Origin of the sequence: Geodermatophilus sp. DSM 44513, from assembly GCF_032460525.1 — a bacterium.
In the GTDB taxonomy this organism is placed as follows: Bacteria; Actinomycetota; Actinomycetes; order Mycobacteriales; family Geodermatophilaceae; genus Geodermatophilus.
Genome location: NZ_CP135963.1, coordinates 3269628 through 3292129, shown reverse-complemented (window position 1 = coordinate 3292129; position 22502 = coordinate 3269628). Strand labels below are relative to the sequence as shown.

Below are 22502 nucleotides of genomic sequence, written 5' to 3'. Positions count from 1 at the left end.
CTGATCGTCGCCGGTCCTGGCTCACCGCCGGTCGTGAGCCCGGACCCGCGGAGGTGAGCCCGGACGCCGGGAACTCCCGCGCGGCCGCCGCCGGGCGCCTGGGAGACTCCTGCGGTGCTCCTCCGTATGTCGACCCTGTTCCTGCGCACCCTGCGCGACGACCCGGCCGACGCCGAGGTCCCCAGCCACCGCCTGCTGGTGCGCGGCGGCTACATCCGGCGGGCCGCGCCGGGCGGGTTCACCTGGCTGCCGCTGGGCTACCGGGTCTTCCGCAACGTCGAGCGCGTCGTCCGCGAGGAGATGGACGCGATGGGCGCCCAGGAGGTGCACTTCCCGGCGCTGCTGCCGCGCGAGCCCTACGAGGCCACCGGCCGGTGGACCGAGTACGGCCCCAACCTCTTCCGGCTGCAGGACCGCCGCGGCGTGGACCACCTGCTCGGCCCCACCCACGAGGAGGTGTTCACCCTCCTGGTGAAGGATCTGTACAGCTCCTACAAGGACCTGCCGCTGTCCCTGTACCAGATCCAGACCAAGTACCGGGACGAGGCGCGGCCCCGGGCCGGGCTGTTCCGCGGCCGTGAGTTCACCATGAAGGACAGCTACTCCTTCGACGTCGACGACGCCGGGCTGGACGCGAGCTACGCGGCGCACCGCGAGGCCTACATCCGCGTCTTCGACCGCCTCGGCCTGGAGTACGTGATCGTCTCGGCGATGTCGGGGGCGATGGGTGGGTCCCGCAGCGAGGAGTTCCTGCACCCGACCCCCATCGGGGAGGACACCTTCGTCCGCTCGGCCGGCGGCTACGCGGCCAACGTCGAGGCGGTGACCACCGTCGTCCCGGACGAGGTGCCGATCGAGGGCCTGCCGGCCGCGCACGTCGAGGACACCCCGGACACCCCGACCATCGAGACGCTGGTCGCGGTGGCGCGGCAGCTGTTCCCGGACGCCGGGTACACCGCCGCGGACACGCTGAAGAACGTCGTGGTCACGCTCGTGCACCCCGACGGCACCCGCGAACCGCTGGTCGTCGGCCTGCCCGGCGACCGCGAGGTGGACGCCAAGCGGCTGGAGGCCCAGGTCGCGCCGGCCGAGGTGCAGCCGTTCACCGACTTCGCCGCCCACCCGGAGCTGGTCAAGGGCTACATCGGCCCGCAGGTGCTCGGCAGCGGGGGCAAGGCCGGCATCCGCTACCTGGTCGACCCGCGGGTGGTGCCCGGCAGCCGGTGGATCACCGGGGCCAACGAGCCGGGGAGGCACGTGTTCGACCTCGTCGCCGGCCGGGACTTCACCTGGGACGGCGTCATCGAGGCCGCCGAGGTGCTGCCCGGCGACCCCGCCCCCGACGGCTCCGGCCCGCTGGAGCTGGCCCGCGGCGTGGAGCTGGGCCACATCTTCCAGCTCGGCCGCAAGTACGCCGACGCCCTCGGCCTGCAGGTGCTCGACGAGAACGGGAAGCTCGTCACCGTCACCATGGGCTCCTACGGCATCGGCGTCTCCCGTGCCGTGGCCGCGATCGCGGAGTCCACGCACGACGAGCTGGGCCTGGTCTGGCCGCGGGAGGTCGCGCCCGCCGACGTGCACGTGGTGGCCACCGGCAAGGACGCGGCGGTGTTCGAGGCCGCCGAGGCGCTGTCCGGCGAGCTGGTCGCCGCCGGGCTCACCGTGCTCTACGACGACCGGCCGCGGGTCTCACCCGGCGTGAAGTTCAAGGACGCCGAGCTGCTGGGGATGCCGACCATCGTCACCGTCGGCCGGGGGCTCGCCCAGGGCGTCGTCGAGCTGCGGGACCGGGCCACCGGGGAGCGGTCGGAGGTCCCGGTGACCGAGGCCGCCGCGGCGGTGCTGACCGCCGTCCGTCAGCCTTCGGCGGCCCGATCCCGGTAGTGCGACGGCGTCGTGCCGCGGGCCGCGCGGGAGGCCCGGCCGGACACCGAGGGATCGGTGGACCCGCACCGGTGGGCCACCGCCGGCAGCGGCAGGTCAGTCCAGGTGGAGCCGGTCCAGCAGTGGGCTGCGGTCCGCGGTCCCGGCCCGGGCCCGAGGGGCCGGACGGCGCCGGTGCGCCGTCTGGCATCATGGTCGGTCGAACACGGCGGTGCGCGGCCCTCTCACCGCTGCCGGCCGTGTCCCTGGCTCCGCCCCGGCGCAACCCCACGCGTCCGTCCGGCGAGCACCGACAGACAGCGTTCGAGGAGAACCCCACCCACCGTGGCCACCAAGATCAAGCTCATGCGTCTGGGCAAGATGCGTGCCCCGTACTACCGCATCGTCGTCGCCGACTCCCGCACCAAGCGCGAGGGCCGGGTCATCGAGACGATCGGCAAGTACCACCCCAAGGAGGAGCCCTCCTTCATCGAGGTCGACTCCGAGCGGGCGCAGTACTGGCTGGGTGTCGGTGCCCAGCCGACCGAGCCGGTCGCGGCCATCTTCCGGGTCACCGGCGACTGGCAGAGGTTCAAGGGCGAGGCCGCGCCGCCGCCCATGCGCGTCGCCGCCCCGAAGCCGGACAAGAAGGCCATCTACGAGGACGCCGTCCGCAACTCCGGAGGCGAGGAGCCGGCCGCCGGCGCCACCACCCCGAAGAAGAAGGCCGCCCCGCGGGCCGAGTCGCCCGCCGACACGGTGGCCGAGGCCGCCGGTGCCGGCGGCGAGGGCGCGGCCTCCGGTGGTGCTCCCACGACGGCCGCCGAGTAGTCCGTGCTCGAAGAGGCGCTCGAGCACCTGGTCAAGGGCATCGTGGACCACCCCGAGGAGGTCACGGTCGACCTGCTGACCAACCGTCGCGGCAAGACCCTCGAGGTCCGGGTGCACCCCGACGACCTCGGCAAGGTCATCGGCCGCGGTGGGCGCACCGCGCGGGCGCTGCGCACGGTGATGACCGGGGTGGGCGGCCGGGGCCTGCGGGTCGACGTCGTCGACACCGACGGGCGCTGACCGTCCCCTCCGAGCACCTCGAGCACCGCACCGTGGACCCAGAGCCCGACGACACCGTGGTGGTCGGCCGCATCGGCCGGCCCCACGGTGTCCGCGGGGAGGTGACCGTGGAGGTGCGCACCGACGACCCCGATCTCCGGTTCGCCCCCGGCAGCGTGCTGCGCACCGACCCCGCCGGCCGCGGCCCGCTGACCGTCGTGGGGCACCGCTGGAACGGCCAGGTGCTGCTGCTGGCCCTCGACGGGGTGGTCAGCCGCGAGGCCGCCGAGGAGCTGCGCAACACCGAGCTGCACGTGCCGGTGGCCGAGCTCCCGCCGCTCGAGGACGACGTCTTCTACGACCACCAGCTCGTCGGCCTGACCGCCCGGCTGCCCGACGGCGCGGAGCTCGGCACCGTCGACGCGGTCCGCCACGAGGGTGCCGAGCTGCTCGTCGTCCGCCGGGTCGGCGGCGGGGAGCTGCTGGTGCCGTTCGTCACCGCGATCGTGCCGACCGTCGACCTCGCCGGTGGCTCCCTCGTCGTGGACCCGCCCGAGGGGCTGCTCGACCTGTGAGCCCGCCGTTCCGGGTCGACGTCATCACCATCTTCCCCGAGTACCTCGCCCCGCTGCGCCAGTCGCTGCTGGGCCGGGCCGCCGAGCGCGGCCTGGTCGCCGTCGGCGTGCACGACCTGCGGCAGTGGACCGACGACCTGCACCGCACCGTGGACGACGCCCCCTACGGCGGCGGCCCCGGCATGGTGATGAAGCCCGAGCCGTGGGCCCGGGCGCTGGAGGCCGTCCGCCCGCCGGGCACCCGGCTGGTCGTGCCCACCCCGGCGGGCCGACCGTTCACGCAGGCCCTGGCCACGCAGTGGGCGGCCGAGCCGGGCCTGGTCTTCGCCTGCGGCCGCTACGAGGGCATCGACCAGCGGGTCGCCGACTGGGCGGCGGGGGCCGGGCCGGTGTCGGAGGTCTCGATCGGGGACTACGTGCTGGCCGGCGGCGAGTCCGCCGTGCTCGTCATGGTGGAGGCGGTGACCCGGCTGCTGCCCGGCGTCGTCGGCAACCGGGAGTCCGTGGAGTACGACTCGCACGCCGACGGCCTGCTGGAGGGCCCGGCCTACACCCGGCCGGCCTCCTGGCGCGGCCACGACGTCCCGTCGGTGCTGCTGTCCGGCGACCACGCCGCCATCGCGCGGTGGCGGCGGGCGGAGTCGCTGCGGCGGACGGCGGCCCGCCGGCCGGACCTGCTGGCCGCGCTGCCCGACGGGGCGCTGGGCGAGGCCGACCGCGCCGTCCTCGACGCGGGTGGGTGACCGCCCGCGGGTGCGGGCCGCCGCCCGGGTGCTCGTGCTCGACCCCGCGGGGCGGGTGCTGCTCTTCGGCGCCCGGCTCCGCGACCTGGCCACACCGCCCGGCCCCGTCCTGTACTGGTACACCCCCGGCGGCAGGGTCGAGACCGGCGAGACGGTGCGTGCGGCGGCCGTGCGCGAGCTGGCCGAGGAGATCGGCCTGGTGGTGCAGCCGGCGCAGCTGGAGGGCCCGGTCTGGCTGCGGCGCGCGGTCGCGCCCCTGCTCGGCGAGCCGGTGGACGCGCGGGAGACCTACTTCCTGCTCCGCGACGTGGTGCACCGGGTGGACGTGCGCGGCCAGACCGAGCTGGAGGCCCACGAGGACCAGCCGCACCGGTGGTGGAGCGCCGAGGAGATCGCCGCGAGCACCGAGGTGTTCGTGCCCGCCGGTCTCGCCGCGTCGCTGCCGGAGCTGGCCGCCGGACCGTGGACGGGGCCGCCGCGTTTCGCCGGCTGAGGCTGTGGCACAGTAGAGAGCTGCTGCGGACGCACCGCTGCGTCGACGCCGCACTCCCCGCCGGAGTGCGGCTCCCCGGATCGGACAGCCGGAGCCGGCTGCCGTCCGCACTGCACCGACATGACCGTGAGGACAGGACTGCCGCGATGAACACCCTGGACGTACTCGACGCCGACTCCCTGCGCGACGACATCCCCCAGTTCCGCCCGGGCGACACGGTGAAGGTGCACGTGCGCGTCATCGAGGGCAACCGCTCGCGCATCCAGGTCTTCCAGGGCGTGGTCATCCGCCGCCAGAACGGCGGCATCCGCGAGACCTTCACCGTCCGCAAGGTCAGCTTCGGCGTCGGCGTGGAGCGCACCTTCCCGGTGCACACCCCGGTCGTGGAGAAGATCGAGGTCCTGACCCGCGGTGACGTGCGCCGGGCCAAGCTGTACTACCTGCGCGAGCTGCGCGGCAAGGCCGCCAAGATCAAGGAGAAGCGCGAGACCGTCGCGCGCTGACACGACGCGGGCCCGGCGCCCGCTCGACCACGGCGGGTCCCCCGCGGCCGTAGGCTGGCTCCGATGAGCAGCAACCGGCCCGGAGGGCCCGCCGACGTCGTCCCGGAGGGGGAGGACCCCCGGGCGACCGGGTCCACCGCCGACACCGGCCCCCTCAGCGGGACCTCCGGGCGCCACGGACGCCGGGGTGGCAAGGAGGAGAAGGGCTCGCTGCTGCGTGAGCTGCCGGTGCTCCTGCTGACCGCCTTCGTGCTGGCGCTGCTGGTGAAGACCTTCCTCGTCCAGGCGTTCTTCATCCCGTCGGGCTCCATGGAGCAGACGCTGCGCGGCTGCCCCGGCTGCACCGGCGATCGCGTGCTGGTCAACAAGGTGCCCTACTGGTTCGGCGAGCCCGAGCCCGGCGACATCGTCGTGTTCGAGGGGCCGGAGAGCTGGACGCCGGAGGTGCAGGTGGCCGAGCCCGAGAACTGGGCCGCCAGCAGCCTGCTGTGGCTGGGCCGCGCCATCGGGGTGGCCCCCCCCAGCGAGGACGACTTCGTCAAGCGGGTCATCGCCACCGGTGGGCAGACGGTGCAGTGCTGCGACGCCGAGGGCCGGGTCACGGTGGACGGCGAGCCGCTCGAGGAGCCCTACATCTTCGAGAACACCCCGCTGGAGAGCCGCGCGTTCGGGCCGGTCACCGTCCCCGAGGGCCGGCTGTGGGTCATGGGTGACCACCGCTCGGCCTCCGCGGATTCCACGCACCACATCGGCGACCAGTGGTCCGGGACGGTCGCGGTGGACGACGTCGTGGGCAGGGCCGCGCTGATCGTCTGGCCGCTGGACCGGATCGGCACCCTGGCCGCACCGGACATCCAGGGCACCGAGGCCGCCGCCCGGCCGATGCCGGTCTCCGGCCCGGCCGCGGCCGCGGCGCCGTACGCGCTGGGCCTGGTGGGGGCCGTGCCGCTCACCGCCTGGCGACGACGGCGCCGCTCGCGTCCCCACTGACCGACCCTGCCGCTGCGACGACCCGCACCCCCGACCCCGGGGCGTGCGGGTCGCGTCGTCCCCGGGTGGTGCCGGAAATGGCGTCACCATGTCGACACGAATGGGTGACACGACCATTCGATGGGGCTGATGTGACCCGACGCCATTCCGATCGGTTCCGCGAGAAAAGACCGGAAAAGGTTGGAAAAGCGTTCAAGCACCCATCTCACCCGTCCGATGGAGTTCGTGAGAGATCCACCGGATGTGTGAAATGGAGCCCATCGTGTCCGCACCCATGGCGAACGCCGCCCGTGGCGTCACCCGCGTGCTCATCCTCGCCGATGCGCCGGTCCTGCGCCGTGGGCTGGTCAGCATGGTCAACGAGACCGCCGGCATGCAGTCGGTCGGCACCCCGGGCGAGCTGCGCCGCGCCCTCACGCTGGTGGAGACCGCCCGCCCCGACGCGGTGGTCGTGGAGCTGGGTCCCGGCCGCGCCGCCACCCTCAACGCCTGCCGCGACCTGCGCCGCCGGTACCCGCGGGTGACGATCGTGGCCCTGGGCACCTCCGAGGACCCGGCCGTGGTGAACGAGGCGCTGGCCGCCGGCGTCCGCGGCTACCTCATGATCAACACCTCGCCGACCCTGCTGGGCTGGGCCATCCTGGCCGCCCGCGCCGGCCGCACCGTCGTGGACCCGCAGATCCGCCGGGTCGAGCCGTCGGGCGCTCCGGTCGCCAAGCCGTTCACCCCCGAGGTGCCGCTGACCCGCCGCGAGTCCGACGTCCTCGACGAGCTGCTGCAGGGCCAGTCCAACCGCCAGATCGGCCGCAACCTGTTCATCAGCGAGGACACCGTCAAGTCCCACGTCAAGGCGATCCTGCGCAAGCTCGGTGCCCGCGACCGGGCCCACGCGGTCTCCCTGGTGCTGTCCTCGCGCACCCCCGCGGCGTGCACCTGCAGCACCCTCGCCCTGGCCCCCGCCGAGGCCTGAGGAAGGACCACCCTGCCCCCCACGGCTCGCAGGCTCGCCGCGGGACCCTGCAGGGTGGCCGCCCGTCCTCCTCACCGTTCGCAGGCTCACGGCGAGCCTCGGGACGGGGCCGCCCCTGCCCCCCGGCTCGCCGGCTCGACCGGCGCCCCACCGTCCACGGGCCGGCCCCCCTCTGACCCCAGGGGCCGGCCCGTGGCGTCGTCGCCTCCCGGGCCCCGCCCGCGCCCGGTGGCGGGGGTCGTACTGTCGGTCCGCGATGGCCCTCCGCACCACCCCAGCACCTCCCGGGACGGCGCTGCGCGCCCCCGGCGCGACCGCCTCCGGGGACCGGCCCGACGCGCTCTGGGACATGGAACGCGCGCTGCGCCGCCGTGGGTTCGCCGCGGTCGCCGGTGCCGACGAGGCCGGCCGCGGGGCCTGCGCCGGCCCGCTGGTCGCCGCCGCCTGCGTCCTGCCGGCCGGCCGCCGCGGCCGGGTGCCCGGCCTGGCCGACTCCAAGCTGCTCACGGCCGCGGCACGGGAGCGGGTCTACGAGGAGGTCGTGCAGCGGGCGCAGGCGTGGTCGGTGGTCGTCCTGCCGGTCGCCGACCTCGACGCGCGCGGCATGCACGTGACCAACATCGAGGCCCTGCGCCGCGCGGTGTGGGGCCTGGACCCCGGCGCGGACTACGTGCTCACCGACGGCTTCCCGGTCCCGGGGTTGGCCCGTCCGGCGCTGGCGGTGTGGAAGGGCGACCGGGTGGCGGCGTGCGTGGCGGCGGCGTCGGTGCTGGCCAAGGTCACCCGGGACCGCATCATGCTGGACCTGCACGAGCGCTGGCCGCAGTACGACTTCGCCGTCCACAAGGGCTACAGCACCGCGGCACACGACGCCGCCCTCCGGCGTCACGGGCCCTGCCCGGCGCACCGCGCGCGGTTCGTCAACGTGGCGCGGGCCCGTGCGGCACACGCCGGTCGGGGACTCCAGCTGACCGGCTCCGCGGCGATGGTCGATGATGGGGCCATGCCCCCTGTCTCCGGAGAGCCGCGATGAGCACCGAGGACCTGGAGAAGTACGAGACCGAGATGGAGCTGCAGCTCTATCGCGAGTACCGGGACATCGTCCGGCAGTTCACCTACGTGGTGGAGACCGAGCGCCGGTTCTACCTGGCCAACTCCGTGGACCTGCAGGTGCGCGAGGCCGCCGGCGAGGTCTACTTCGAGCTCAAGCTCTCCGACGCCTGGGTCTGGGACATGTACCGGCCGGCCCGCTTCGTGCGCAACGTCCGGGTGCTGACGTTCAAGGACGTCAACGTCGAGGAGCTGGACAAGCCCGACCTCGAGCTGCCCGAGGGCCCCCGGCTGACCTGACCTGCGCGTCACCCCAGGCACCCTGCCCTCCGGCGGCGACGCCCGGCTGCGGACGGTCCACAGGCACCCCGCCCGTCCACAGACCGCCGCGGGGCCTGGCGGGTGCCCCTCACGTGGGACGACGGTCGCGGTGTGTCCACCACATCCGACCTCGGCACCCACGGTGAGCGCATCGCCGCCGCCTACCTGACCGACCGCGGCCTGCGGGTCCTCGACCGCAACTGGCGGTGCCGCGAGGGCGAGCTCGACATCGTCGCCCGCGAGGGCGACGCGCTGGTCTTCTGCGAGGTCAAGACGCGCCGCGCGGTCGGCTTCGGGCACCCCGCGGAGGCCGTCGGGCACGCCAAGCAGCGCCGGCTGCGCACGCTGGCCCAGCGGTGGCTGGCCGCGCACGACGAGCACGCGCCGGACCTCCGCTTCGACGTCGTCGCCGTGCTGGTGCGCGCCGGCCGACCGGCCCTGGTCACCCACCTGCGGGCGGCGTTCTCGTGACGCTGGCGCGGACCTGGTCGGTCGGCCTGGCCGGCGTGCACGGCGCGATGGTCGACGTCGAGGTGGACCTGTCCTCCGGCGTGCCCGGCGTGGTGCTCGTCGGGCTCCCCGACGCCGTCGTGCGCCAGTCGGTGGACCGGGTGCGGGCGGCGGTGGTCAACGCCGGCGGGAGGTGGCCGATGCGCCGGATCACCATCGGGCTGTCCCCGGCCTCGATGCCCAAGCAGGGCAGCGGCTTCGACCTGGCACTGGCCGCCGCCGTCCTCGCGGCCGACGGCGCGGTGCCGGCGGCGTCGGTGGACCGGCTGGTGCTGGTCGGGGAGCTCGGGCTCGACGGTTCGGTGCGCGCCGTCCGCGGTGTGCTGCCCGCCGTCCTCGCCGCCGCCCGCGCCGGGCACCCCACGGTGGTCGTGCCCACGGGCAACGCCGGGGAGGCCGCGCTGGTCGAGGGCGTCGAGGTGCTGGCCGCCGGCACGCTCACCGAGGTCGTCGCCCACCTGACCGGGCGGGCGCCGCTGCCCCGGCACACCCGCGGCCCGCTGCCCCCGGCGCCCCCGGGCCCGGACCTGGGCGACGTCGTCGGCCAGCCGGTCGGCCGCCGCGCGGTCGAGGTCGCGGCCGCCGGCGGGCACCACCTGTTCCTCAGCGGGCCCCCCGGAGCCGGCAAGACGATGCTCGCCGAGCGGTTGCCCGGGCTGCTGCCGCCGCTGGACGAGCAAGCGGCCCTGGAGGTCACCGCCATCCACTCCGTCGCCGGGACGCTGCCGCCGGACTCCCCACTGGTGACCCGCCCGACCTTCGAGGCCCCGCACCACTCGGCGACGATGGCCGCACTCGTCGGTGGCGGGTCGGGGCTGATCCGCCCCGGCGCGCTGTGCCGGGCCCACCGCGGGGTGCTGTTCCTGGACGAGGCGCCGGAGTTCCCGCGGGCGGTGCTCGACACACTGCGCCAGCCGCTGGAGCGCGGGTCGGTGACCATCTCGCGGGCCAGCGGTGCGGCCACCTTCCCGTGCCGCGCCCAGCTGGTGCTGGCGGCCAACCCCTGCCCGTGCGCCAGCGCCGCCGGGGACACCGCCTGCACCTGCAGCCCGCTGGAGCGCCGGCGGTACCAGACCCGGCTGTCCGGCCCGCTGCTGGACCGCATCGACCTGCGCGTCGACCTCCCTGCGGTCACCCGGGCCGCCTGGCTGGAGGTGGGCGCGGCCCCCGAGCCGACCTCCGTCGTCGCCGGCCGGGTCGCCCGCGCCCGGGAGGCCGCGGCGGCCCGACTGCACGGCACCGGCCTGGCGGTGAACAGCCAGGTCCCCGGCCGGTTGCTGCGGGAGCGGTGGTCACCACCGCGCCCGGCGCTGCGGCTGGTCGAGCGTGCCCTGGAGCGCGGGGCGCTGTCGGTCCGCGGCCACGACCGCGTGCTCCGGGTGGCCTGGACGCTCGCCGACCTGGCCGGCCGGACGGTCCCGGCGGCGGACGACGTCGCCGAGGCCCTCGGCCTGCGCCTGCAGCGGACCGCCGCATGACCGCCGTCCCGGGCCTCGACGAGGACATGGAGCAGGGCCTGGTGGAGCCGGGAGGCGTCGACGGCACCGCCGGCCCCGCGGTGCGCCGCGCCCGCGCGTGGCTGAGCCGGGCGGCCGAGCCCGGCAGCGTCGTCTTCTGGCGATTCGTCGAGGACGCCGGTCCGGTGGAGGCGGTGCGCCGGCTGCGGGCCGGCCGGGCGCCGGACGCCGTACAGGCGCTGGTGGGCGCCCGGGCCGGGCAGGACGCCTCGCTGACCGATCTGCTGCGGGCGCAGCGGTGCGGTGCGCGGCTGGTGGTCCCCGAGGACGACGAGTGGCCGGGCGGCCCGCTGCACGGCCTGGCGCTGGCCACCGCCGGGGAACCCGAGGAGCCGCAGCACCACCCGGCGCGCACGGTCTCCCTCGTGCCGCCGGTGGCCCTGTGGGTGCGTGGTCCCGCCCGGCTCGACGAGCTGGCCGAGCGGTCGGTGGCGGTCGTCGGCGCCCGTGCCTCGACCGCCTACGGCGAGCACGTCGCCGCCGAGCTCGGCCACCAGCTGGGGGAGCGCGGCTGGACGGTGGTCTCCGGCGGGGCGTTCGGCATCGACGCGGCCGCACACCGGGGTGCGCTCGCCGCTGACGGCCCGACCGTGGCGGTGCTGGCCTGCGGCGTGGACCGGGCCTACCCGGCCGCGCACGGGGCGCTGTTCCACCGCATCGCCGAGTCCGGCCTGCTGGTCAGCGAGTGGCCGCCCGGCGCCGCTCCGCACCGGCACCGCTTCCTGGTGCGCAACCGGCTCATCGCCGGGCTCACCCGCGGCACGGTGGTGGTCGAGGCTGCGGCCCGGTCCGGCGCGCAGGCCACCGCCCGGCGGGCGCAGCGGCTGGGGCGGCAGCTCATGGTCGTGCCCGGGCCGGTCACCTCGGCGATGTCGGTGGGCTGCCACGAGCTGCTGCGCGACACCGAGCTGGGTGCCGTCCTGGTCAGTGGCGCCGCGCACGTGGTGGAGACGGTCGGCCGGCTGGGGGAGGACCTCGCCGACCCGCCGGAGCGCCCCACCGGCACGCGCGACGGGCTGTCCGACCTCGCCGTCCGGGTGCTCGACGCCTGCCCCGTCCGCAACGCCGTCGGCCCCGAGCGACTGGCGAGGGTGGCCGGTTGCGACGTCCTCGAGGTGCTCCGCGTGCTGCCCGTGCTCGAGCTCGCCGACCTGGTCGAGTGCACCGACGCCGGGTGGCGGCTGGCCCGCACGCGGACCCCGGGGAGGGCGTGAGCGGACGGCCGGGTCGGCGCTTCGGCTTGACCCGCGGTGGACCGCGTCCGACCGTGTGCAGGTGACCGCTCGCACCGCCGACGTGCGGGCCGCGCTGCCGCCGGCGCTGGCGGAGGTGCTGGCGGCCTACGAGGAGCACCTGCGCTGGCAGCGCGACCTCTCCGCGCACACCGTGCGCGCCTACGTGGGTGACGCGACCTGGCTGCTGGAACACCTCGTGCGGCGCGGCGGCACGCGGATCGAGGACCTGGACCTGGCCGCGCTGCGCAGCTGGCTGGCGCACAACCGCACCCGCGGCGCCGGCCGGGCCACCATCGCCCGACGCGCCGCGGCCGCCCGGTCGCTGACCCGCTGGCTGCGGCGCACCGGTCGGACGCCGGAGGACGTCGGCCTGCGCCTGGTCAGCCCCAAGGCCCACCGCACGCTGCCCGAGGTGCTCGCCCCAGACCAGGCCCGGGCCGTGGTCGACTCCGCCGCCGGCGCGCAGGACCCGGTCGGCCTGCGCGACGCCGTCGTCCTCGAACTGCTCTACGCCAGCGGCATCCGGGTCAGCGAGCTGGTCGGCCTGGACGTCGACGACGTCGACCGCGCCCGGCGGCTGCTGCGGGTCCTCGGCAAGGGCCGCAAGGAGCGCACCGTCCCCTACGGCGCCCCGGCCGAGCGGGCGCTGGACGCCTGGCTCACCCGGGGCCGGCCGGCCCTGGCCACCGAGCGCTGCGGGCCGGCGCTGCTGCTGGGCGTGCGCGGCGGGCGGCTGGACCCGCGCGAGGCGCGCCGCACGGTGCACACCGCGGTGGCCGCCGCGCCGGGCGCCCCCGACATCGGCCCGCACGGGCTGCGGCACTCGGTGGCCACCCACGTGCTCGAGGGCGGCGCGGACCTGCGGCTGGTCCAGGAGCTGCTCGGCCACGCCAGCCTGGCCACCACCCAGCTCTACACGCACGTGACCGTCGACCGGCTCCGGGCCGTGCACGCCCGTGCACACCCGCGCGCCTGACCGGAGTGCTCCGCGTGTCTGACACAGTTGGCGTGCGCGCCACCCGATCGCGCACCACCCCGTGCCCATCCCGAGGACACCTGACCGGTGCCTCCGACCGTCGGGAGCGCAGACCGTGACCGAGGCCGCCATCCACCGGCTGCACGACACCCCGGACGACGCCGACGCCGTCCTCGCCGACCTGTGGTCCGGCTACGTCGCCGACCGTGCGCCCGAGCTGCGCGACCGGCTGATCCTGCACTACGCGCCGCTGGTGAAGTTCGTCGCCGGCCGCGTCGGCAGCGGCCTGCCCGCGCACGTGGAGCAGGCCGACCTGGTCTCCTACGGCACCTTCGGCCTGATCGACGCGATCACCCGGTACCAGCCCTCCCGCGAGGTCAAGTTCGAGAGCTACGCGATGGCGCGCATCCGCGGCGCGATCATCGACGAGCTCCGCAGCACCGACTGGATCCCGCGGTCGGTGCGGATGAGGGCCCGGCAGTTCGAGCGCACGGTCGCGGCCCTGGAGAGCCGGCTGCAGCGCAGCCCCACCGAGGAGGAGGTGGCCGCGGAGATGGAGATGGACGTCGAGGACGTCCGGAAGTTCCTCGGCCAGCTCTCTCTGGTCAACGTCGTCGCCCTCGACGAGCTGCTGTCGGACGACGAGGGCGGGGCCCCGCGCCTGGTCGACACGCTGCAGGACACCAGCGCGCTGGACCCGCAGGCCATGGCCGAGCACGGCGAGGCCCGCCAGATGCTGGCCCGCGCGGTCGAGCAGCTGCCCGAGCGGGAGAAGGTCGTGGTCAGCCTGTACTACTTCGAGGGGCTGACCCTGGCCGACATCGGCCGCGTCCTCGGCGTCACCGAGAGCCGGATCTGCCAGCTGCACACCAAGGCGGTGCTGCACCTGCGCACCAAGCTCGCCGACATCGCCTGACGTGTGACTGGACTCGATAGTTGAGCAATGGACACCGAAGGTGAGCAGAAGCGTCGGTGGACAGTACAGTTGAGCAGCGCGTCCTGCGGTTCTAGCCTCGGTCAGCCCCTCTTGGCGTCGCTTTGGACACCACAGATGAGCAGGACCCGCGGTGGACATCACAGTTGAGCAGGACGCGCATTGGACATCACAGTTGAGCAGGACCGCACTTCTTGGACACCACAGTTGAACAGGACCGGCGCGCCCCACCGCTGGAGCCAGGAGGCTTGAGCAGTGAGCGGTAGTCCCCTAGACCAGGTTCGTGAGACTTTCGGGGATCTGGACCTGTGGGGACAGCGCCTTGCCGACGTGCATCTCCCGGAGCCGGGGAGCGACCTCGCCGAGGATGACCGGGATTGGCCGGTCTTCCCGATGAGTCAGGTCGCGGTGTCAGGGCTGGCTGCTGCGCGAGACCACCTCCAGGCGGTCCGGGTTCACATCGACGCTCGGCAGTTGTTTCCGTTCGCGCAGGCGTCGCTGATCCGAACCGCAACGCTCGCAGCGGCCCAGGTGGTCTGGATACTGGCACCGGACGAGCGTGAAGACCGGATAAGCAACGCTCGGACGCTGACGCGGCACGTGTACGACGAGTTCCGGAAGTTTCTCCGGGATCTACAGGACCTGCCTCCAGGTCCGGACGCTGACACCGAAGGCGTGAAGAGGCTCGTTGAGCAGCGTCTCGCCGAACTCGCTCAGAAGCGGGCGGCGGACGAACAGAAGTCGGCGTTCGAGGCCACCAGAACCATTGGACTGGCGGCCGATGCAACGTGGGGACGGCCAGAGATGGCGTTGGCCGCCAAGGTTGAGTGGCGTCGCGGGTCGGCGGCTGCGCATGGACTTGCGTGGTCTGTCTTCGGTCAGCCTGGGACTCGGCAGGCCGGTGGCCCGGACAGCGACGGAGTGGCGCCGTTCGAGGCGGGCGGCAGCATCGAGGCGTTGGCCAACCCCTACCTATGCGCCCACGGTCTCCTGGCGAACGGGTTCAACCTGCTGGACGCGCGGAGCGTCTGCCCATGACCGCCGCCCGGCGCCGCTAATCCGAGTCAGGCTGCTGGGCTGTCCAGGCTGCGCTTGAACGGGAGGTCGGTCGCCGCCCTGTCCCGATCAGGACGGTGGGCGTCGATGCTCGCGGCGAGTCCTTCGGCGTACTTGGTCACGATCTGTTCCAGGGCGGGGACCGCCCGACGGCGCAGGGTGCTGTAGGAGGAGATGGCGAGGTCGGTCGAGCGGCGGGCTGCCGACTCGGTTTGGATCATGGGCGCGAGGGCGGGGTCGCCGCTGGTGATCTCGCTCCACAGCCAGATGCGCAGATCGGTGCGGCGCTGTTCCCAGGGAGTGTCCTTGCGGGCGACGCGGGCGGCAAGCATGGCCTCGCGCAGGTGCTGCCAGTCGGGCTCGGGGATGTTCCAGGCGGCGTTGAGGTGGCGGCGGCGGTGGCCGTAGTCGATTGGGTGGGCCTGAAGGTCTTCGGCGGCCAGGCCGATCAGCCTGCGGAACTCGTCGTCCCGGTCGGTGCGCTTGCAGGCCCGTCCGGCGCGGATGAGGGCGGCTTGGGCACTGACCCGTGGGGTGCCGAGCCGGTCGGCGGCGGTGTCGAGGTCGCAGTCTTCGACGAGTTGGGTGATGGCGATCGGGACGGCCCGGCGGATGTTGCGTTGCTCGGAGGGGTCGAAGGTGGCGAACCACCGCTCGTAGCGCTCGGGCTCCAGGTAGGCCGGGGCCTGGTCGCTGGTGATCGTCAGCGTGGCGGTGCAGGCCGCGCGCAGCATGTGCACGCTGAAGGTGCCCGACCGGTTGGGCGCGAAGTAGCGGAAGAGTCCGTCGGAGGGTTGGGCGGCGGAGCGGATGCGGCCCCAGGCGAGACGCTCTCGCTCGTTGGCGGCCTCGACCAGTGGTGGCAGCAGCCCGCGGGCGTCTTCGGGTGCTGGCAGGTCCAGGACGGCCGCGGCCTGGTGCAGCAGCGATGCAAGCACGTGGGTGCTGGTGGGCGGTTCGGTCCAGGTCCGGTCGGTGCGGTCGTTCTCGCGGCGGGTGGCACGGCGCTCGTTGCGGGCGTCCAGGTGGGCGGCGAGCGCCTCGGTGAACTCACTCGGCAGGGGCGCCAGTGGTCGGCGGTGGTCGGCGAGTTGAAGGAGGACGGCGATCGCGCGGAGGTCGCGGAGGTACTGAGCGGCGCTGACCGGGACACCGAGGCTGCATGCCTGGGTGCGGCTGCCGTCGAGGAGCCCGTCCAGACGCTCCTGGAGCGCCACAACCAGGTGCGGGGCGGTACGCGCGTCCAGGTGATCGATCCGATGTCCGCAGAGGGTCCCTGAGCCGGTCGGGCGGGCGCGGCAGGCGGCGGGGTGCAGCGGTTCGAACGCCGCGTTCGGTATCAGGCTGGGGATCCGGGTGCCAGTAGCGCCGAACGGTTGACCGCAGCCGGTGCAGGTGTCCTCCAGCAGGATGCCGTGGCGGGTGCAGGCCACCGCCCACGGCGTCTTCCAGGCGGCCTGCCAGGTAACGCGGTCCGGGGCCTGTGGATCCACGTCGGCGAGGCATTGCGGGCAGGCGCGAGTGAGGGTGGGGACGAACCAGCCGTTGCCCTGCGCCGTGCGGGCTGCCTTTCCCGGTGTGGTCATGTCGAACAGCAGCCCGTCCCACCGGGCCAGCGTCAGCCCGACTGCCTCGGTGGCGGTCAGGTTGCAGGCGTGCGCGAACCGACCGGCGATGTCGGTAGGGAGGGCGACGCCGAAGGTGGTGTCGATGCTTCCGGCGGTGGCGGTGTGCTCCAGGCCGATGCGGTGCGCTAGGTGTACTGCCCAGACAGGTTGGTCAGTCGCGTGATCGGTGGGCGGCGTCCGATCGCGGTGTGGGGCCGGTGATGGTTGTACTCGTGCAGCCAGCCGGGCAGGGCCTGGCGGCGGGCGAGTTCGCTGAGGAACATCCGGCGGAAGGCCCAGCCGTCGGCCATGGTGCGGTGGAAGCGTTCGATCTTGCCGTTGGTCTGTGGCCGGTAGGGCCGGGTCCGCTTGGGCGTGATGCCGAGCTCGAGGCAGGCGTCGCGCCAGGCGTGGGAGCGGTAGGCCGAGCCGTTGTCGCTCAGCACCCGCTCGGCGGTGACGGCGCGGGCGGCGAACCAGGCCACCGCGCGGCGCAGCACGCCGATGGCGGTGGCGGCGGTCTCGTCGTCGTGGATCTCGGCGTAGGCGACCCGGCTGTGGTCGTCGAGCACGGTGTGCACGAACGCGGTGCCCAGCAGCGGTTCGCGGCGCTTGCTGCGGGGCTTGCCCGGGGTTGCTGCCCGGTTCTTGCCGCCCTGGGCGCGGCCGACGTAGCGCCAGCCGCCGCCGTCGGGGATGTTGCCCAGCTTCTTGACGTCGACGTGCAGTAGCGAGCCGGGCCGCTCGTGCTCGTAGCGGCGGACGCGCTCGCCGGTGCGCCGGTCGATGTGGGACAGGCGGTTGAGCCGGCAGCGGCGCAACACCGCGTAGACCGTGGAGGCCGGTACCCGCAGCCGGGCGCCGATCTCCACCGGCCCGAGCCGGTGCCGCCAGCGCAGGTGCACGATCCGCCGGACCAGCGGTCGCGGCGTGCGCCGGGGGCTGCGGTGCGGGCGGGAGCTGCGGTCGGCCATGCCGGCCGGCCCGGCCTGGCGGTAGCGCTCCACCCAGCGCTTCGCCGTCGGATAGGCGACCTGGAACACCGCGGCGGCGTAGGAGACCGTCCAGTCGTCCTCCACCACCGCGCGGGCCAGGCGCAGACGCTGGCGTGGAGTCAGAGCGGCATTAGCGTGGGCCACGAGGACCTCCGGGTTTGTGTGGGTGGGTGCCTTCAGCAGCTCCACTCCACGTCCGGAGGTCCTCCCTCCACAAGATCAGTCAGTCAGATCCCGTGATCACATGCCCTCGACCAACGTCTCTGGTCAGTACAGCTAGGTCGATGGGCCGATAGCCGAGGCGGTGCGCGAGGTTGAGCAGATAACCGCTGAGGGTCTCGCTTGGGTGCGGGGCGAGGCTGCGCGGCAGCGGACGCGGCGCCGCGTCCGTCACAACGGCCGTCAAGCGGCACCGTCGCGGGCGCGCCTCCCGTTGAAGGCGCCGTTACGGGGGCGAGTCCGGCGGGCGCTCGCCCGCGGGCTCAGTTCGGTCGGTTCGGCCAGGCCCTGATTCTCGGCTGCGTCATCGAGAGTGATGTAGTCGAGGATCTCGCGGGTGAGGTACTCGCCGGTGCCAGGCCCGGTGGGGCGCTGACCGAGGACCGCGAGGGATGCCTCGGTCATTAGGCGAGTCAGGGTTCCGACGACGCCGCGGGTGCGACGCAGCAGGTAGGCCGGGGTGTCGCCGTCGGTGAGCATGCCGGGGGCCTTGTCCAGCAGCGGCAGGTCTTCCTCGACGGCCTTCAGGTGGGAAAGCCACCGGGTGTAGGCGTCGCCGGTCTCGTCGGTGAAGGAGCCCAGGCTGTGGACGGTGAACCGCGCACGGGTCTGCGTGAGGAGACGGCGGCGCCGCGTGCTCGCCTGACCCTCGTTGAGCAGGCCGGAGCCTGGGATGTCGACGCCGATCCCGAGGATGGTGGCACCGGTCTCCATCAACGAGCGAATGAAGTCGGCGGCGTTCTGGTCGGCCTCCCGATGCATCTTTAGCCGGGTGATGTCGTCGAGGACCAGCAGGAGCGTTCCGCAGTCGACCATGACCTTCCGGACGCGGGCGGTGAGTTCCGGCCCGTAGGCGCGCTTGGGCGGGACCTCGCCGTAGAAGCCGAGAAGGTCGCGGCACAAGCCGTTGATCGTCACCTCCGAACCGATGCTCAGCCACGCGACCGGAACCCAGCGGTCGCGGTTTCCGGCGATGCTGGGAAAGAACTGCGCCCGCTGGCGCTGGGCCTCGTCGAACCTGGCGGCGATCTCGCAGACGAGCGTGCTCTTCCCAAGTCCGGCGTCCGCGGATACGAACATGCCTGGGCGCACGCCTGGCGCGGTGTTGACGGTGTTCGCCCGCAGGGTGAGCGCGATCTTGTTCATCAGAGCCTGGCCCATCGGGGTCTCGTGGCGGGGCAGGTTCCCGATCGCCGTCTCGCGGGCCATGTCGTACAGGCCCCGGTGCCCCTCGGGCAGCCGGTCGTAGTCGGCCCGAGTCAACAGCGCGGGCGCCCGATAGTCCTCGCGGTGCTCGACGTAGTGCTGCCAGCCGTCCAGGGTCGTGATCTCCTGGCGGGGCGGCGGGTCGGCGGACCACTCGTCGGGCGGTGCGGGCACGGTCCTGGTCACGCTTCCTCGTCTCCTTCGTCGGTCACCCTCGGATCGTCATTGGGGTCGCTGCCGGTCTCGGCCGCGTTCTGGGCGGCATCGCGGGCGGCCTGAAGGGCGGCGGCGTCGAACCCGAACATCGCCTTCATGCCGCTGCCGAGGCGAGGTGCGGCCTGCACGCCGTCCTGCTCTTCCGGCGGGACCTGGGTGGCGTTCTTGCGGGCGCGGGCGGTGTCCAGCGCGGTGACCGGCGAGACCGGCCGTGCTGGCTGCCGCGTCGGCTTCAGCGACTCTTCCGGTTCGTCGGAGTCGTCGAAGGAGTCGGCGAACCGGACCACCCCGGAGGCGGCCTGGTCCCGCTCGACCATCTGCTCCTGCCGCTGAAGGCGGCTGCGGTCCCGGATCGCCTTGCGAGCCGTGCCGGACAGGGTCGGCCAGTCAGCGACCGGCTCGTGCACCGCGAGGATCTCGGTGAGCAGGATCTCGGCCAGAGCCTCCTGGTCCAGCACGCTGATGCCGCGCTTGGTCCGCAGTGAGGTGAGGGCGGCGGCGTGCCGGTCGTTGAAGCACGGGGTGTGCCGACTCGCGCCCACCCAGGTCAGCGGCTGGTAGACGCCGTTCCGGTCAAGGAAGAACACCCGCCGCAGATCCCGCTGGTCATACCGGACGGTCCACAAGTTCTTGTGGCGACCGCCGTACGGGGATGGCTCGTTGCGCACGGTGGGGTCGTTGAGGGCTTCACCGTCGTAGTACAGGCCGCGGACCTTCACGCCGCGGCTGCGGACCCGGACGTGCACCGTGGGCAGCAGCGCGTAGTAGTCGTTGCTGCTCATCGCCCGCAGCGCCACGCCGGTCTGGGCGAGCCCGTACTCGTAGAGGGTGTTCGGGCTGAACGTGCCCTCGGGGCACCAGTCGGGCCGGGCATCGGACAACTCGTGGTTCTGCCAGATGCGCACCGCCCACCAGGACGCAAGGTCCTCGATGTCCTGGGCGTCGTACTTGACCTGAGCGTCCACGTTGGAGCCGCGCTCGGAGGCGTCGGTGCCGCGGTAGCCGGACAGGTACTGGAGCAGCATCGTCCGGAACGAGCCGAACGCGCGCTCGACGACCTGCTTGTCCGAGCCAGTGCGGACCCGGGCGGGCAGGATGTCGATGCCCTGCTGGGTCGCGGCGGCCACGTTGATGTGCGCCTTGTAGGTGTTGCCGTGGTCGGTGACCACGGCCTCGGCGTTGACGAACGGCATCCCGGAGTACGCCGTGCCGCCGAAGGTGTCGGTGAGGATCTGCTCGGGCAGGCCGACGAACGGCCAGCGGTTCTCATCGCCCCAGCCGGGCCGCATTGGCTTGGGCCGACCGATCTCGCGCAGGACGAAGGTCACGTCGATGGCCTGCTCGGAGCCCTCCAGTACGCGGATGGCGACGATCGAGCGGGAGTACCAGTCGATGGCCATGACCATGACGCCGCGGATTGCGCCCGCGTACGCGGTGCCTTCCAGCAGCACGTCGAGGCTGCACGTGTCGATGCAGACCAGTTCGCCGGGCCGGGTGGGGTTGGCGCGGGAGAAGCCGCCAGACGGTGCTGAGGTGGCGCTGCGGCGGGTGCGAGCCTTGCCGTTCAACTCGCTCGGGATGAAGCGATCCTGGAACCAGCGACGGATCGTCTTCTCGCACGGGATCCGCTCGTCGTCCTTGCTGTAGTCGAACACCTCCCGCAGGTACTGCTGGACCAGCAGGTAGCGGGCGGCGTGGGTGCGGTTGGATTCCTCGCGGGTCTTCTCGAACACCTCTTCGCACGCGGCGGCGACCTGCTCGTTGATGGAGATGCGGCCGGGTGAGCGGCGCACGTGCCGCCGGTCAACCGCGCCGTCGAGCGCGCAGCCGGAGTTCAGCGACTTGGAGATCCGGCGGATCGTCGCGACCGACATCTTGGTTCCGGCGTCGGCGGCGTGCTCGTTGTCCAACTCGCGGGCCTTGGCCTCCCGGCGCTGCATGAGCGTGGTCGTGGCCGGGTCGTACTCCGGGCGCGGTTCGTGCGGCAGTGCCACGTCCGGCGTGCCGGAGCGGTAGCCGGTCTCGGCCTCGTAGACGTGGGCGATCCGCTTGGCGAGGACCTCCTTCGCTCGGGCGTCCAGCCGCGCCACCGCCGCGTCCATGACCGTCGCGGCGGTTTTGGTGGTGACCTCCTCGACGTGTGGGTGACTGACGAACTCGTCGAGGCCCATGGTGGTCTGCTCCCCTTGGTCGTCGGCGAGACGCAGGAAGCCCTTCTCGTGGTTCACCTGGGTGATCAGCCACTCGCGGGCATCGACGCTTACCCGGATGCCGCGGGCCAGCCGGACGCTCACGCGTCCACCTCTGGCGTCAGGGAGACCGTGGTCTCGTCGGTGAGCAGGCGATTGAGGTCGACGGTGGCCTCGCGGTCCCAGATCAGCCGCTGAAGCACTGCCCGGGCCAGCAAGGGCGCCTCGGTGGCGGCGACGAGGTCACCGAACCGGGTCGGTCCCTGCTGGTCGAGCAGGTCGAGCATCTGGTCGCCGAGCGTGTACGGGTCGGCTGTCCGGCGTGCGGCGCCGATGGTCTTGAGCACGGTGAGCGCGGGCTGGGCGTAGCCGACGACGAGGGCTTCCTGCCAGCCCCGCAGCGCGCAGACGGCGCGGGTGGCTGCGGCGTTGGCGAGCAGTTGGGGCTTGACGAGTGGGGCGGGCCGGACGTTGATGATCCACATCTCGCCGTGGATGACCGCCGCGAAGTCCGGCGTGTGCTTCTTCCATGCGGTGCCGTCGTGCCAGGTCAGGGTGAACGGCTGGCTGGTCACGTCATCGAGGCCCTTGTCGAAGTCGAGAGCGACCAGCAGTTCCCGCTCGAACAGCGACTCGTGCCAATGCAGCCGGTCGGTGGAGGACATGTGGTGCAGCCCGGCGCGGGCGCGGCTGTGGGCGTGCCAGGTGGAGTTGCGCATCGGGTCGGCGTCGATGAGGTCGACCGGGTCGACCTCGCGAACGCTCTCGGCGTGCTCGCCTTCGTCGTTGCGGTAGGTGACCGACCAGCGGTCCGGCCAGCCGGTCGCCAGCGCTGGGGCGTGCGGATGGTGAGCCGTAGTCGTCTCGCAGAGGTCCAGCCAGGCCGCGTCGTGAGAGGACAGGGACGGCCGGTCCCGGTCAGGGTCGTAGCGGAGCACCGGCGGCAGCAACCGGACACCGAGCAGGGTTTCCAGGTCGTCGACCGGTGTGCGCTGAAGATCGCGTAGCGACAGCCCGGTCCTGAACGGAAGGGCGTCGACAAGGGGCGCCGAAGTCACGTGGTCTCTCCTTTCGAACGTGTGTTCGATCAACTCGCTAGACGCTAGAACGGGCCACCGACACAACGTCGACCGGGAACCAGCAGGTCAACGGCGGGATAGGCCGTCGGGTTGAGCCTTCGCGGCACCCGAGCCGGGGGTCGGCCGACGCTTCCACGATCACCGAAGCCGGACGGCTCGCGGCGTGGGCTCGTCACGAATGACGAGGACCGCGCATACCCTGCGT

General features: G+C 73.4%; 22 protein-coding genes. 17 read left to right on the top strand and 5 right to left on the bottom strand.

The annotated features are described in order from the left end of the window. Positions 1-126: 126 nt before the first annotated feature. The 17 genes from RTG05_RS15965 (at position 127) to RTG05_RS15885 (ending at position 14768) form a co-directional block, all read left to right on the top strand. Positions 127-1884 (top strand): proline--tRNA ligase, encoded by a 1758-nt coding sequence (locus RTG05_RS15965; protein ID WP_315911951.1) that lies wholly within the window; start codon positions 127-129, stop codon positions 1882-1884. Between the two features lie 324 nt (positions 1885-2208). Continuing rightward, positions 2209-2694, top strand: a complete 486-nt coding sequence (rpsP, locus tag RTG05_RS15960) for a 30S ribosomal protein S16 (protein ID WP_166525931.1) — start codon at positions 2209-2211, stop codon at positions 2692-2694. 3 nt (positions 2695-2697) lie between these two features. Next, positions 2698-2934, top strand: a complete 237-nt coding sequence (locus tag RTG05_RS15955) for an RNA-binding protein (protein WP_089304126.1) — start codon at positions 2698-2700, stop codon at positions 2932-2934. A 32-nt stretch (positions 2935-2966) separates the two neighbouring features. Continuing rightward, entirely contained in the window at positions 2967-3488 is a 522-nt protein-coding gene (gene rimM, locus RTG05_RS15950; protein WP_166525930.1) for a ribosome maturation factor RimM, read from the top strand. Further along, positions 3485-4231 carry a tRNA (guanosine(37)-N1)-methyltransferase TrmD gene (gene trmD, locus RTG05_RS15945; protein WP_166525929.1) on the top strand — a complete coding sequence of 249 codons (747 nt, stop codon included), beginning with the start codon at positions 3485-3487 and terminating at the stop codon, positions 4229-4231. Before rimM ends, trmD begins: the two co-directional genes overlap by 4 nt. Further along, positions 4224-4724, top strand: a complete 501-nt coding sequence (locus RTG05_RS15940) for an NUDIX hydrolase (protein WP_166525928.1) — start codon at positions 4224-4226, stop codon at positions 4722-4724. Before trmD ends, RTG05_RS15940 begins: the two co-directional genes overlap by 8 nt. Before the next feature lie 146 nt (positions 4725-4870). Then, complete coding sequence (gene rplS, locus RTG05_RS15935) at positions 4871-5227, top strand: 50S ribosomal protein L19 (protein WP_166525927.1); 357 nt, start codon at positions 4871-4873, stop codon at positions 5225-5227. A 63-nt stretch (positions 5228-5290) separates the two neighbouring features. Then, on the top strand, positions 5291-6217 hold the full coding sequence (gene lepB / locus RTG05_RS15930) for a signal peptidase I (protein ID WP_166525926.1): 927 nt from the start codon (positions 5291-5293) through the stop codon (positions 6215-6217). A gap of 262 nt (positions 6218-6479) precedes the next feature. Then, on the top strand, positions 6480-7187 hold the full coding sequence (locus RTG05_RS15925) for a LuxR C-terminal-related transcriptional regulator (protein WP_315911950.1): 708 nt from the start codon (positions 6480-6482) through the stop codon (positions 7185-7187). Between the two features lie 256 nt (positions 7188-7443). Beyond that, a complete protein-coding gene (locus RTG05_RS15920; RefSeq protein ID WP_166525925.1) occupies positions 7444-8220 on the top strand; it encodes a ribonuclease HII in 777 nt (258 codons plus the stop codon). Further along, entirely contained in the window at positions 8217-8537 is a 321-nt protein-coding gene (locus RTG05_RS15915; protein WP_166525924.1) for a DUF2469 domain-containing protein, read from the top strand. Before RTG05_RS15920 ends, RTG05_RS15915 begins: the two co-directional genes overlap by 4 nt. 132 nt (positions 8538-8669) lie before the next feature. Then, positions 8670-9029 (top strand): YraN family protein, encoded by a 360-nt coding sequence (locus RTG05_RS15910; protein WP_166525923.1) that lies wholly within the window; start codon positions 8670-8672, stop codon positions 9027-9029. Further along, positions 9026-10546, top strand: coding sequence for a YifB family Mg chelatase-like AAA ATPase (locus RTG05_RS15905; protein WP_315911949.1), 1521 nt, complete (start codon positions 9026-9028; stop codon positions 10544-10546). The genes RTG05_RS15910 and RTG05_RS15905 overlap by 4 nt, the downstream gene beginning before the upstream one ends. After that, on the top strand, positions 10543-11799 hold the full coding sequence (dprA, locus tag RTG05_RS15900; RefSeq protein ID WP_166525922.1) for a DNA-processing protein DprA: 1257 nt from the start codon (positions 10543-10545) through the stop codon (positions 11797-11799). Before RTG05_RS15905 ends, dprA begins: the two co-directional genes overlap by 4 nt. A 61-nt stretch (positions 11800-11860) precedes the next feature. Next, positions 11861-12796 carry a tyrosine recombinase XerC gene (locus tag RTG05_RS15895; RefSeq protein WP_166525921.1) on the top strand — a complete coding sequence of 312 codons (936 nt, stop codon included), beginning with the start codon at positions 11861-11863 and terminating at the stop codon, positions 12794-12796. Between the two features lie 115 nt (positions 12797-12911). Beyond that, entirely contained in the window at positions 12912-13712 is an 801-nt protein-coding gene (gene whiG, locus RTG05_RS15890; RefSeq protein ID WP_166525920.1) for an RNA polymerase sigma factor WhiG, read from the top strand. A 273-nt stretch (positions 13713-13985) separates the two neighbouring features. Beyond that, on the top strand, positions 13986-14768 hold the full coding sequence (locus tag RTG05_RS15885; RefSeq protein WP_166525919.1) for a hypothetical protein: 783 nt from the start codon (positions 13986-13988) through the stop codon (positions 14766-14768). A gap of 26 nt (positions 14769-14794) precedes the next feature. Here RTG05_RS15885 and RTG05_RS15880 read toward each other — a convergent pair whose 3' ends face one another. From RTG05_RS15880 to RTG05_RS15860, 5 genes are all read right to left on the bottom strand, one after another. Further along, positions 14795-16462 carry a TniQ family protein gene (locus tag RTG05_RS15880; RefSeq protein WP_315912583.1) on the bottom strand — a complete coding sequence of 556 codons (1668 nt, stop codon included), beginning with the start codon at positions 16460-16462 and terminating at the stop codon, positions 14795-14797. A 77-nt stretch (positions 16463-16539) separates the two neighbouring features. Beyond that, positions 16540-17532: an IS481 family transposase gene (locus tag RTG05_RS15875; protein ID WP_166529209.1), complete on the bottom strand. Its 993-nt coding sequence runs from the start codon at positions 17530-17532 to the stop codon at positions 16540-16542. Positions 17533-17790: 258 nt separating this feature from the next. Continuing rightward, positions 17791-18999 carry an NB-ARC domain-containing protein gene (locus RTG05_RS15870; protein ID WP_166525918.1) on the bottom strand — a complete coding sequence of 403 codons (1209 nt, stop codon included), beginning with the start codon at positions 18997-18999 and terminating at the stop codon, positions 17791-17793. Then, positions 18996-21323, bottom strand: a complete 2328-nt coding sequence (locus tag RTG05_RS15865) for a transposase (protein WP_166525917.1) — start codon at positions 21321-21323, stop codon at positions 18996-18998. The genes RTG05_RS15870 and RTG05_RS15865 overlap by 4 nt, the downstream gene beginning before the upstream one ends. Then, positions 21320-22309, bottom strand: a complete 990-nt coding sequence (locus tag RTG05_RS15860) for a hypothetical protein (RefSeq protein WP_166525916.1) — start codon at positions 22307-22309, stop codon at positions 21320-21322. The genes RTG05_RS15865 and RTG05_RS15860 overlap by 4 nt, the downstream gene beginning before the upstream one ends. Positions 22310-22502: the final 193 nt, after the last annotated feature.